The organism is Erythrobacter sp. LQ02-29 (assembly GCF_022576075.2).
In the GTDB taxonomy this organism is placed as follows: domain Bacteria; phylum Pseudomonadota; class Alphaproteobacteria; order Sphingomonadales; family Sphingomonadaceae; genus Alteriqipengyuania.
Map to the genome: position 1 here is coordinate 2,095,814 of NZ_JANCNT010000001.1, position 12,077 is coordinate 2,107,890.

Genomic DNA, 12,077 nt, shown 5'->3' on the forward strand with positions numbered 1-12,077 from the left:
ACAGGAAAGTTCTTTTCCGAAGTAACGACAGTCAGGCCGGTTTCCGGAGTCGCGGCTCGGTGCGAGCCGCGGCGGGCCATCTGTCGAGTTGACCATGCGGGCACCGGGGCCTCCGCGTGGGATGGCTTTGGATATGTCAATGAAATCCGCATTCTATTTGTCCGTCGCGGCATCGGCCGTGGCACTGTGTTCGACTGGAGCCTTTGCCCAGTCGGTCGATCTTCTTGAAGACGAGGAAGTGAACTCCGAAACGATCGTGGTCACGGCCAACCGCACCGAACGTGCGATCAGCCAAGTTGGCGACTCGGTTACCGTGGTCGAGGAAGAGGAGATCGTAAACCGCCAGCCGAGTGAAGTGCTCGACATCCTGCGCACAGTCCCGGGCGTCACCTTCAACCGCAATGGCGGCATCGGAACCAACACAGGCGTCTCGATCCGTGGTGCCGAGAGCGACCAGACCGTCATGCTGATCGACGGGGTCAAGCTCAACGACCCCTCTTCGACCGGTGGCGGCTTCAACTTCGGTCCTGCCCTGACAGGCAATATCGCACGGGTCGAAGTGGTGCGTGGTTCGCAAAGCGTCCTTTACGGCAGCCAGGCTATCGGCGGCGTCGTGAACCTCATCACCCGCGAACCGACCGAGGAGCTCGGGGTGTTCGCTCGCGCGGAATATGGGGAGCGCGATACTGCGGAGCTCGTCGGCAATGTGTCGGGAAGGTTTGGTCCCGTAGGCCTTAGTGTCGGCGGCAATTACTATCGCACCGATGGCATTTCGGCATTCAGCGAAGCGCGCGGCGGCACCGAGCCGGACGGCTTTGAAAGCCTGGGTGCCAACGCCAAGCTCGATATTGCGCTGGGTGAGAATTTCTCGATCGATCTGCGAGGTTTCTATGCCGACAGCGAGGTCGAGATCGACGGCTTCACCGCTACCGGCCTGGGGGACACCAACGAGGTTTCCTATCGGGAAGATTTGGTCGGCTATGCGGGCATCAACGCAGACTTTCTGGACGGGCGTTTTCGCAATCGACTGGGTATCGCCTACACCCGGATCGACCGCAGGAATTTCAGCTTCGATACGGATTCCGAGACCTTTGATGCCTTCGGCGAGAACGTGCGCTATGAATATCAGGGCGTGTTCGACGCAGCCGAGATTGCGACGCTGGTGTTCGGTGCCGAGCGTGAGGAATCGGAATATCGCAGTTCCAGTTTCGGTGCTCCTGCGACCGGCGACGATGTGTGGATCAATTCGGTCTACGGACAGCTGAACCTGACTCCAATCGAGGGGCTCTCGCTGACAGGCGGCGTTCGCTACGACGATCACGAAACCTACGGCAACAACACGACCTTCGCTGCCAGTGGTGCTTATTCGCCCAACGGCGGCGATACCGTGTTGCGCGGTAGTTTCGGCGAAGGTTTCAAGGCGCCCGCGTTGTTCCAACTGTTCAGCGATTTCGGGGATACCGCGCTAGAACCCGAGGAGTCCGAAAGCTGGGATATCGGCATCACGCACAGCTTCCTCGATCGCCGCGCCCAGATCGGCTTCACTTACTTCGAACGCGATGCCGAGAACCTCATCGCTTTCGTCGGCTGCACCGGCAATCCCATCCCAGCGTGCCAGGATCCCGCCAATCCCCGCCCTTCCGGAACATACGACAATATCGCGCTGGCCAGCGCTGACGGCTGGGAGTTTGGCCTTGCGCTTCGTCCGGTCGACGGCTTCGATGTCGCGCTGAACTACACCACGATCGATGCCCGCAACGACATCACCGGCAATCGCCTGCCGCGCCGCGCCGAAGACACGATCAGTCTGGTCGCGGACTACCGCATTGAGAACGGCATCGGCATCGGTGCCACCGTGTTCGTGGCGGGCGACAGCTTCGACAATGCCACCAACACCACCCGCCTCGATGGCTATGTGGTGACCGATATTCGGGCGAGCTTTGGCCTTACCGAGCAGATCGAAATTTTCGGTCGGATAGAGAACCTATTCGACGAGCAGTATGAAACGATCTTCCGCTACGGCCAACCTGGTCGTGCGGTGTTCGGCGGCGTGCGCTACCGGATGTAATCGATGGTTCGGACGATCCCCGCGGCGCTGGCGTGCCTTTTGCTCTGTGCCTGTTCACAGGTGGCGGAGCGAGGAGCGGAGGCGCCGCGACGGATCGTCAGCCTCGACTATTGCGCCGACCAGTATGTCCTGAAGTTCGCGGATCGAGAGGATATCCTCGCGCTTTCGCCCGATGCGGGGAAGCGCTTCTCCTACATGCGGGCGGAGGCGGCAGGGATTCCCACGGTCCGTCCGCGCACTGCGGATGTTCTGGCGCTGCAGCCCGATCTGGTGGTGCGAACATATGGCGGTGGGCACGATATCGCCGACTTCATGCAGGAACCGGGCGTGCCGGTCGTGCAGATTGGCTTCCCCCAATCGATTGCCGAAGTGCGGGACGAAGTGCTGCGCGTGGGGACCGAACTGGGTAAGCCGAATGAGGCCGCAGCACTCGTCGCCGAGATGGATCGGCGACTGAAGGCGCTGGCCGATCGGCCCAGTCCCCCTCGCGAAGTCCTCTACATGACACCCGCTGGTGTGACGGCTGGAGAAGGAACACTCGTGCATGAACTGTTTGTCGCGGCCGGCCTCAGGAATTTTCAGGACCGTGCCGGTTGGAACCCCCTTCCGCTCGAACGCCTCGTATACGAGCGCCCCGACCTGATCGCGGCTGCCTTTTTCGAAAGCGCGACCAACCATGGCGACAACTGGAGTGCGGCGCGCCATCCGGTGGCGCGGGCGCAGTTGCGCGAACTGCCGGTCGTCCCGCTGGAGGGATCGTGGACCTCATGCGGCGGTTGGTTCTTGCTAGACGCGGTCGAAGCTTTGGCGAAAGCGGGGGAGAAGACGCGATGAATCGGCCGGTGTCCATCCTGCTGGCAAGCCTGACGGGTGCATTGGTCCTTTCGGTCGCGCTCGGATCGGTGCCCTTGCCTCTCGACCGGGTGCTCGCTGCTCTCGCATTTCAATCGAGTCAGGGTGACGAGCTGGTCGTCTGGCAAATCCGCCTGCCGCGCGCGCTCGCTGCCGCGTTCGTCGGCGCGGCACTGGGAATGAGCGGGGCAGCCCTGCAGGGCCTTCTGCGCAACCCGCTGGCCGAGCCGGGCATTCTCGGCGTGTCCGCCACTGCCGCGCTCTTCGCGACTTTCGTGCTTTATTTCGGTCTCGTGACCGCAGGCCCACTCGTCTTGCCTTTGGCTGCAGTCGCGGGTGCCCTGATCGCGACATTGCTGGTCGCGCTGGCTGCGATCCGCACCCGCTCCGTGGTCACGCTGATCCTGATTGGTGTCGGCCTCTCGAGTTTCTCGGCGGCAATCATGGCGCTGCTGATGAACCTTGCGCCCAACCCCTTCAGCCTTGCCGACATGGTCAACTGGATGCTCGGCACGGTGGACAATCGCAGCTTCGACGATCTTGTATTCGCGCTGCCCTTCATGGCGATCGGGGCGGTGGTGCTGCTCGCGTCGCGCCGGGGCCTGTCCGCACTCGCTCTGGGAGACGAGGCGGCCGAAGGAATGGGGTTGGACCTCAAGCGACAGCGGCTGGCGGTGATCATCGGTGCCGGGCTGGCGACAGGCGCCGCGGTGGCGTTGGCCGGTGCGATCGGTTTCGTCGGGATCGTCGCGCCGCATCTGGTGCGGCCCTTCCTGCGCTACGATCCGGCGCGCCTGCTGGTGCCATCGTCACTGCTTGGCGCGCTCATCCTCGTGCTGGCCGATATCGGCGTGCGGGTGCTCCCGACCGATAGCGAACTCAAGCTGGGCGTGGTCGCATCGCTCCTCGGCGCTCCGGTGTTCATCTGGATCGCCGCGCGACGGAAATTGGCATGAGCGTTCTGCAGACAAGCAATCTGAGCTATGCGGTGGACGCCATGCCGCTGGTCGTCGACGCTGGATTCTCACTGAGAACAGGAGAACTCATCGCGCTGATCGGTCCCAATGGGTCCGGTAAGACGACGCTGCTGCGCCTCGCGCTTGGGCTGTTGTCAGCCGATATGGGCGCGACGTCGATCGATGGCAAACCAATCGCTTCGCTCACGCCGGTCGAGCGTGCACGCAAGATGGCCTACCTGCCGCAGGCCCGTCCGCTGGTCTGGCCGCAACCGGTTCGCGACGTCGTTTCGCTCGGGCGGTTTGCCTATGGCGCGGCGCTGGGGCGACTGTCGGACAGCGACGAGGCGGCGGTTTCGCAGGCGATCAGCGCCTGCCATCTTGATGGTTTCGAAGAGCGGGCAGCGGATACCCTTTCGGGTGGCGAACTGGCCCGTGTGCATCTGGCGCGTGCGCTGGCTGCCGAGACACCACTCCTTATTGCCGACGAGCCGGTTGCCGCGCTCGATCCGCGCTACCAGCATCAGACGATGCGTTTGTTTGCCTCGATGGCGCGGGTCGGGCGCGGAGTGCTGACGGTAGTCCACGATCTCGATCTCACATTGCGCTATGCGACCCGAGTTCTCTGGATGCACGACGGGCGGATCGTCGCCGACGGTAGTCCGGCCGAGACATTCACGAGCGAGCGCTTGCGCAATGTGTTCGGGATCGAGGCGGAGATTGTTCGCAATGGCGCGCGTATCCGGCTCGACATCTTCGGCCCCGCCTAACGCAGGATGACTGGTCGCGCGATCATGCTTCAGGGCACTGGGTCGGATGTCGGCAAATCGCTGCTCGTGGCGGGGCTTTGCCGGATCGCACGGCGCCGGGGTGTCGATGTGGCACCTTTCAAGCCGCAGAACATGTCGAACAACGCGGCGGCCTGTCCCGGTGGAGGCGAAATCGGTCGCGCGCAAGCGCTCCAGGCACGTGCAGCGGGGCTGGAGCCGTCGACCGACATGAACCCCGTGCTCCTCAAGCCCGAAAGCGATCGGCGCGCGCAGGTCGTCCTGAATGGCAAAGCACTGCGCAGCGAGGAAGCGGCGGCGTATATGGCCAGCCGGGGAAGCCTTCTTCCCACTGTGATCGACGCGTTCGACCGGCTGAAAATGGCGCACGATCTCGTTATCGTGGAGGGTGCGGGCAGCCCGGCGGAGGTGAACCTGCGCAAGGGCGACATCGCCAATATGGGCTTCGCGCGCGCAGCCGACGTTCCCGTGGTGCTTGTTGGCGACATCGATCGCGGCGGGGTCATCGCCTCGCTGGTCGGCACCCGAGCCGTCATTGAGACCGACGATGCCGAGATGATCGCAGGCTTCGTCATCAATCGCTTCCGCGGCGACCAGGCCCTGTTTGAAGATGGCGTGCGTTTCATCGAAGACCGCACCGGCTGGCGAAGTTTCGGCATCGTGCCGTGGCTGCCCTGTGCTGCGCGGCTGCCCGCTGAAGACGCTGTGGTTCTTGGACAAGCGAAACCGAAACACGGGGCCATCCTAATCGCCGTGCCAATGCTGTCGCGGATTAGCAATTTCGATGACCTTGATCCGCTTCGTGCCGAGCCGGATGTAGAGGTCCGCTTCATTCCTCCCGGCCAGCCTTTCCCGCGCGATTCCGATGCAGTCATCCTCGCGGGCACCAAGTCGACCTTGGCCGACCTAGCAGTGCTGCGGAGTGAGGGGTGGGATCACGACATCATTGCCGCCTGGCGCACAGGCGCGCGCATCGTCGGCCTGTGCGGTGGCTTCCAGATGCTGGGCAATCGGATCGAGGACGCCGACGCCGCGGATGGATTGGCTGGGTCGGCGGATGGCCTGGGCCTGTTCGACATGAGGACGGCGATGACCCGCAAGAAAGTGGTTCGCCCCATCAGCGGGACCACAATCGCCGATCATGACGCGGTGACAGGATACGAGATTCATACCGGTCTTTCACAGGGGCCTGCGCTGGAGAATCCCTTCTCTCGCTTGGAAGACGGCGCTTTTGATGGTGCGGTCGCGGCGGGCGGACGTTTGATCGGCACCTATCTTCACGGTGTGTTTGCGAGCGATGGTTTCCGTTCGCGTTGGCTCGAGCGATTGCGCAGCGGCCGGAACAGCACGCTCGACTACGAAGACAGTGTCGAAATTGCGCTGGATGAACTGGCCGATGGGATCGAAGCGGCCCTCGACGTAGATGCATTGCTGGCGCTTGCGCGGTGACCGCGGCATGGATCATGGTGGCAGGTCTTGCGATTGAAGCCGTGGTCGGCTGGCCCGAAGCGGTGGACAAGCGGATCGGGCATCCTATCCGCTGGTTCGGCTGGCTGGTCGAACGGACAGAGCGTCTGGGCAATCGCCAATCATGGAGCAGGTCGGCGCGGATCGCGACGGGCGGTTTTGTTGCTCTGTTTCTGGTGGCGCTTGCAGGCTGGATCGGTCTGGGCATCCAGCTGTTTCTGCCAGCCGGATGGCTAGGGCTAGCCCTGATGGCCCTCATCGCCTCCAGCCTGATTGCAGCGCGCTCGCTGCACGATCACGTCGCGGATGTCTCCGAGGCGTTCGACGCTGCGGGGATCGCTACTGCGCGGTATTCGTTGAGCCGCATCGTCGGACGTGCGACCGTTGACTTGGACGAGCCCGCCATCGCCCGCGCCGCCATCGAAAGCCTCGCCGAGAACACTTCGGATGGCGTCACCGCACCCTTGTTCTGGGGCGCGCTGTTCGGCTTGCCGGGGCTGTTTGCCTACAAGGCGATCAACACGCTCGATTCGATGATCGGCCATCGCAATGCGCGCTACGAAGCGTTCGGCAAGGTAGCCGCCCGGCTCGACGATCTTGCCAACCTGATCCCTGCACGCCTGACGGGCATTCTTTTCGCGCTCTGTGCCGGTTCGGGCCGGGCTATACAGGTCATGTTTCGGGACGCCGGCAGGCACCGTTCTCCCAATGCAGGGTGGCCGGAGTCGGCGATGGCGGGAGCGCTCGGCATCAGGCTGTCGGGCCCGCGGACCTATGGCGAAACGACGAGTAACGAGCCTTGGCTAAATTCAGGAGCAAGAGACCCATCTGGAGCCGATATTCGCCACGCCTTGGAACTCTATCGGAGGGTGGTGATCGCCATAGCGTTCATCCTGGCTCTGCTGGGTTGGGCCAACCTGACATGATCGATTCGAACCTCGTGTCAGGCCATGGCGGACGGATCGACGCGATGGCACGCGCATTTCCCGGCGCACCTCTGCCATGGATAGACCTGTCGACCGGTATCAATCCGTGCCCTTATCCGTTGCCATCGATCTCATCCGATGCATGGGAGCGCTTACCGGGCGAGGCGGCGCGCGCTCTCTGCGAAAGCACCATGGCAAAGTCGTTCGGATGCCATCCGTCTTTTTGCCGCGCGGTCGCCGGAACGGAAGTCGTCATCCGCCAGCTACCCTCGATCCTACGTGCTCAGAGCGTAGCCGTGCGCGCTCGCAGCTATGCAGATCATGCGGAAAGCTGGCGACTGGCGGGGGCGAAGGTGGTCACGCATTCCGATCCCTTGGCATTGGCCGGGGAGGCTGATGTCGTAGTAATCGTGAACCCCAACAACCCCGATGGGCATCGTTGGCCCGTCGAAGCCATTGAGGCAGCGCGCGCCGAACTCGCCCGACGTGGCGGCTGGCTGATCGTCGACGAAGCTTATGCCGATCTCGATCCCATGCTCAGCGCGGCTCCCTTTGCTGGCCGGCCGGGACTTATCATCTTGCGATCATTCGGGAAGTTTTTCGGGCTCGCAGGCGTGCGCTTGGGTGCCGTTCTGGCTGCGCAAAAAATCTTGTGCAGCATCGAAGATCGCCTCGGTGGATGGGACGTCTCAGGCCCTGCGCTGGAGATCGGTGCCGCAGCCTATGCAGACCATGAGTGGCAAGCGGCCACACGCGAAAATCTTGCTCAGCGGACGCTGGAGATGCGCGCTCTTATCGCTAGCTCGGCGTTGGACGATATTGGCGGAACCGACCTGTTCCGGTTTGCCAGGGCACCGGACGCGAATGTGCTCTGGCGGCAAGTTGCAGAACAGGGAATCGCCGTGCGCCGTTTCGTCGGGGATTCGCATCACCTCCGCATTGGATTGCCGGCCGACACGATCGCGATTTCACGGCTTGCGAGAGGGCTCAACCCTTGAGACGAAAGGCCAGTCCAGCAACGACAAGGTCGACCGTGTCGGAAATCTCCGCGAGCCGCTGGTTAAGCCGTCCCTGTTCGTCGCGAAAATCGCGCGCGAGCCGATTTTCCGGGACAATGCCCGAGCCGACTTCGTTGCTAACCAGCACGACATTCGTCTTAGCCCGCGCAATACTCTCGACCAGCGCGTCAACTTCCCTGCCGGTGTCGAGTTCGGCCAGCATCACGTTCGAGAGCCACAAGGTGCAGCAATCGACGAGCACAGTGCCTTCGTTGACCGACGTAATCGCACGAGCGAGTTCGATCGGTGCCTCGATTGTGTGCCAGAAGTCGGCACGTTCCTCGCGATGCTGACGGATACGCTCGGTCATTTCATCGTCATACGCCTGCGCGGTGGCGATGAACTTGTGAGGTCCCTCCATGCCGCCGCATATCGAAAGAGCATGGCGGCTCTTGCCCGATCGAGCACCACCGAGAATCAGATGAACCGTGCTCATAGAGTGAAGCCCTCGACCCTTCGCCTCGCAGCGGCCTGTATCACGGCTCGCCTTTGGTCAGGTGACATTGCGGACCACTTCGCAATCTCATCGAGCGTCCGGCCACAGCCCGTGCAGACATTTCCGTTTGCCGACAGTCGACATATCTTCCGACATGGCGATTGCGGGTCCTCAATGGTCGTTGCAGGCATGCGAATGGCCCTAACTCGTGTTGCCCGGGCTGGCAAAAGTGAACGGAGCTTTGCGGTAAGCGGATGATGAGGCGACTTGTCAGCTACGAAGACCTTCTCTCATGCATGACGCGAGACGAGAGGGATTATCATGCCACGCTCGACTGGAAAGCGTTGCTGGACCTCTCTCCAATTCTAAAGCTACGCCGGAAGGAAGCGCGCGCTTCGCTGCGGAGATACTTGACCGGATTGCATGGTGCTAAGTGGGAGATCGATGCCGTTCATTTTCTAATCCGCAGTCAGATCGACGAACAGGCACTGAAGTCAATCACAGCCGATATTGTCGACACTTTAGAGGCGATTGCAGCGAGGGCCATGACGCCGAAAGAGGTTTGCAAGGCGCTGAATATTACCAATCAGGAACGATTGCGGTGGACCAAGAATGGTTGTCTTAAAACATCAGGGATTGTGAGTTTTAAAAAGGCCAACACCGTAAGCATATCCACTTACTCTGCTCATGTAATTAATGAGTTGACGAAAGACCATGGTCTAATTGAAGGTTGGCGAAGGAAAGACTAGGATAGCCGAAAATCCTAGCCACTAGGCTACCCCTTTTTGGTTTGCATGGGTGCAATCTGGTCAGAATCCGTGATCGAAGCATGACGCAGATTTGCACTACAACGCGGTCGGCAGCTTTCACATTTAAGGCAGTCAAAAGCGGACCGACGGCTAGCGGCCCACTTTCTGCCGGTCTGCAATGCGCCCCTAATCAGTCATTCCGCCCATCGCCGCGCAGCCCTAGAACCGGTCATCGGTTCACATGCCCCGCCCGACAATCATGAACAATCGAGATTAGGCGCGGTTTCGGCCATTTCTTAGCCGTGGTAGCATTGCTCGCCCTTCCTGCTTTGCCGCGTCGCCGACTTTATCAAAGCCCGACGGAAAAGATCGCCGCGAGCGCGACGGCGCCGAGCGTGACGAGCGAGAGCACCACTGCGGCAGTGACCGGACCACCCGCCTTGGCGACGGTGCGCACATCGACGCCGAGGCCGAGCGCGGCCATCGAGATCGCCGTCAGCAGCGTGGCGGCCGTCGCGATCGGGGCCAGCAAGGCTTCCGGGATCAGCCCGAAGGAGCGCGCGCCGGCCAGCGCGATGAAGCCGACGATGAACCACGGCACCAGCCTGTGCAGCGGCGGACGGGCAGGCTTAGCGCGGACGCCGTCGCCGTCGCGCGCGCCCTCGTCCACTTCGCGCAGGCGCGGCGCCAGCATGGCGAGGACCACGCAGACCGGGCCGAGCATCAGCACCCGCACCAGCTTCACCAGCGTGCCGATCTTGATCGCGGTCGCTCCGAACGGCGCGGCGGCGGCGATCACCTGCGGCACGGCATAAACGGTCAGGCCCGATAGCGCACCGTATTGCAGGCCGGTCAGCCCAATCGCGTAGCCCAGCAGCGGCAGGCCGAGCACCACCACCACGCCGAGAACGGCGGTAAACGCGATGGCGGCGGCGACATCGTCGCTATCGGCATCGATCACCGGGGCGACGGCGGCGATCGCGCTGTTGCCGCAGATCGAGTTGCCGCAGGCGACCAGCATCGCCATTCGCTTGGGCAGGCCGAGTGCGCGGCCGATGAGAAAGCTCGCCGGGATCACCAGCGTCACCACCACCACGACCGCGCCCAGCATGGCAGGGCCGACCGCCAGGATGGTTGCAGCGCTGACAGATGCGCCCAGCAGCACCACCGCTACCTCCAGCAGCAGATGCGCGCTGAAGTCTATCCCCGGCAGCCAGCGGGCATGCGGCGTCCAGGCGGTGCGAATCGCAGTGCCGATCAAGATCGCAAGCACCAGTGCCTCGATCCATGCCTTGCCAAACAGACCAGCTTCGAGGCTCGCGCCGCCATAGGCAAGCGCGGTCACCATGCAACACAGGAGGAAGCCCGGTAGAACGCGGCGCGGGTGGTGCAGGGCCCTCGACGCAGCGTGGGGGAAGCTGCTGCGGGGCTCGGTGGGCACGGCGGCGGTGGCAGTCGGCATGGGCTGGTTCTTTCGGGGGCTGGTCATCTGAGGAAGATGCGGTCACTAACTGTTCGATTCCAACGCAATGTTCTTATCATTCCGTTCGCTTACGCTTATGGATCAGCGAATGACCCTTGATCAGCTTCGCATCTTCGTCGCCGTGGCCGAGCGCGAACACGTCACTCGCGCGGCGAAGGCGCTGAACCTCACGCAATCCGCGGTCAGCGCTACCGTCTCAACACTGGAGGAGCGCCACGGCGTGCGCCTATTCCACCGTGTCGGACGCGGGATCGAGCTGACCGAGACGGGCCGCGCCTTCCTCGTCGAAGCGCGCGGTGTGCTCGCCCGCGCGGACGAGGCGCAGCGCATGCTGGACGATGCGGCTGGGCTGGAGCGCGGCCGACTGTCGCTCGTCGCCAGCCAGACGATCGCGGGTTACTGGCTGCCGCCAATCCTCGCGCGGTTCAAAATGCGCTATCCTGGCATCACGATTGACCTGGCAATCGGCAACAGCGTGCAGGCTGCCGATCGGGTCCGTGATGGCGATGCGGAACTGGGGTTTATCGAAAGTCCGCTCGACGATCCGGCTCTCGCGCGTTGGCAGGTCGGAGAAGATCGGCTCGCGCTGATCGGCATAGATCCTCCGGACGATCCCGATGCCGATACCTTGCGCGCGCTACCCTGGCTGATGCGCGAGGAAGGATCCGGCACACGCGCCGCGCTTGTTGCGGCCTTGCAGGATAAAGGAGTGACGCTCGATGAATTGAATGTGGTCCTGACGCTGCCATCCAATGAGGCATTGCTGTCCGCTGCCGCAACCGGCGCTGGCGTAACCGCGCTGTCCACCTTAGTCGCTGGGCCGCTGATCGCCGCCGACACAATTCACGCCGCTACCTTCGAGATCGCATTGCGCCCCTTCTTCGGGCTGCGGCACAAGGAGCGTTATCGCTCCAGGGCCGCCGATGCGTTGCTGGATTTGATGAACTGATAGACTCGACGTGATCGGCAACGACACAGCCTAAGCCTGCCGTCCCCGATAGGCATGCGAATGTCTGCTTCTCTCAATATCCAACCAGAAAGGGAAGGTCTGCTGCCGGCCCAGTTTCGACCGGTCTGCAATGCGCCTTCATGTCGGTCGTTCGGGGCAGCGCAGCGCGGCCCCGAAGGCCGTCGTTCGTTAATGCGGGGTCAGCCCGTAGGAAGGGTGGATGGCCGCCATTTCGCTTTAGGGCCCGAGCGCGGTAAGCTGCCGCTCGTTCAGGAGAGGTCACGGATCAACGGCAAGCTGACGACGCCCCTAATCGGCGAGCACAAACGGCAGACTCGCTACTCG

At 62.7% G+C, this 12,077-nt stretch carries 12 protein-coding genes; 9 read left to right on the plus strand and 3 right to left on the minus strand.

Annotation, left to right across the window (positions count from 1 at the left end):
• The first annotated feature begins 139 nt into the window (after positions 1–139).
• Genes MKP08_RS10355 through cobD form a run of 7 tightly spaced genes read left to right on the plus strand, consistent with a single transcriptional unit; the run spans position 140 to position 8,055 of the window.
• Positions 140–2,068 (plus strand): TonB-dependent siderophore receptor, encoded by a 1,929-nt coding sequence (locus MKP08_RS10355; RefSeq protein WP_241553755.1) that lies wholly within the window; start codon positions 140–142, stop codon positions 2,066–2,068.
• 3 nt (positions 2,069–2,071) lie between these two features.
• Complete coding sequence (locus MKP08_RS10360) at positions 2,072–2,902, plus strand: ABC transporter substrate-binding protein (protein ID WP_241553756.1); 831 nt, start codon at positions 2,072–2,074, stop codon at positions 2,900–2,902.
• Entirely contained in the window at positions 2,899–3,876 is a 978-nt protein-coding gene (locus tag MKP08_RS10365; protein WP_241553757.1) for an iron ABC transporter permease, read from the plus strand. The genes MKP08_RS10360 and MKP08_RS10365 overlap by 4 nt, the downstream gene beginning before the upstream one ends.
• Before the next feature lie 41 nt (positions 3,877–3,917).
• The gene (locus tag MKP08_RS10370) at positions 3,918–4,646 is read left to right on the plus strand and encodes an ABC transporter ATP-binding protein (RefSeq protein WP_241553758.1); all 729 of its coding nucleotides are present in this window, start codon (positions 3,918–3,920) and stop codon (positions 4,644–4,646) included.
• 6 nt (positions 4,647–4,652) lie between these two features.
• Positions 4,653–6,113 (plus strand): cobyric acid synthase, encoded by a 1,461-nt coding sequence (locus tag MKP08_RS10375; protein ID WP_241553759.1) that lies wholly within the window; start codon positions 4,653–4,655, stop codon positions 6,111–6,113.
• On the plus strand, positions 6,110–7,057 hold the full coding sequence (gene cbiB / locus MKP08_RS10380) for an adenosylcobinamide-phosphate synthase CbiB (RefSeq protein ID WP_241553760.1): 948 nt from the start codon (positions 6,110–6,112) through the stop codon (positions 7,055–7,057). The genes MKP08_RS10375 and cbiB overlap by 4 nt, the downstream gene beginning before the upstream one ends.
• The gene (gene cobD, locus MKP08_RS10385) at positions 7,054–8,055 is read left to right on the plus strand and encodes a threonine-phosphate decarboxylase CobD (protein WP_241553761.1); all 1,002 of its coding nucleotides are present in this window, start codon (positions 7,054–7,056) and stop codon (positions 8,053–8,055) included. The genes cbiB and cobD overlap by 4 nt, the downstream gene beginning before the upstream one ends.
• On the opposite strand, the gene cobU is transcribed toward cobD, so the two are convergent.
• Positions 8,045–8,551, minus strand: a complete 507-nt coding sequence (gene cobU, locus MKP08_RS10390) for a bifunctional adenosylcobinamide kinase/adenosylcobinamide-phosphate guanylyltransferase (protein ID WP_241553762.1) — start codon at positions 8,549–8,551, stop codon at positions 8,045–8,047. The two genes, cobD and cobU, sit on opposite strands and share 11 nt — an antisense overlap.
• Positions 8,548–8,742, minus strand: a complete 195-nt coding sequence (locus MKP08_RS10395; protein ID WP_170003080.1) for a DUF1289 domain-containing protein — start codon at positions 8,740–8,742, stop codon at positions 8,548–8,550. The genes cobU and MKP08_RS10395 overlap by 4 nt, the downstream gene beginning before the upstream one ends.
• A gap of 105 nt (positions 8,743–8,847) precedes the next feature.
• On the opposite strand from MKP08_RS10395, the gene MKP08_RS10400 reads away from it, so the two are divergent.
• Positions 8,848–9,300: a hypothetical protein gene (locus tag MKP08_RS10400; protein ID WP_241553763.1), complete on the plus strand. Its 453-nt coding sequence runs from the start codon at positions 8,848–8,850 to the stop codon at positions 9,298–9,300.
• Positions 9,301–9,649: 349 nt separating this feature from the next.
• Here MKP08_RS10400 and MKP08_RS10405 read toward each other — a convergent pair whose 3' ends face one another.
• A complete protein-coding gene (locus MKP08_RS10405) occupies positions 9,650–10,762 on the minus strand; it encodes a YeiH family protein (protein WP_241553764.1) in 1,113 nt (370 codons plus the stop codon).
• Between the two features lie 109 nt (positions 10,763–10,871).
• On the opposite strand from MKP08_RS10405, the gene MKP08_RS10410 reads away from it, so the two are divergent.
• The gene (locus MKP08_RS10410) at positions 10,872–11,732 is read left to right on the plus strand and encodes a LysR substrate-binding domain-containing protein (protein ID WP_241553765.1); all 861 of its coding nucleotides are present in this window, start codon (positions 10,872–10,874) and stop codon (positions 11,730–11,732) included.
• The last annotated feature ends 345 nt before the right edge of the window (positions 11,733–12,077 follow it).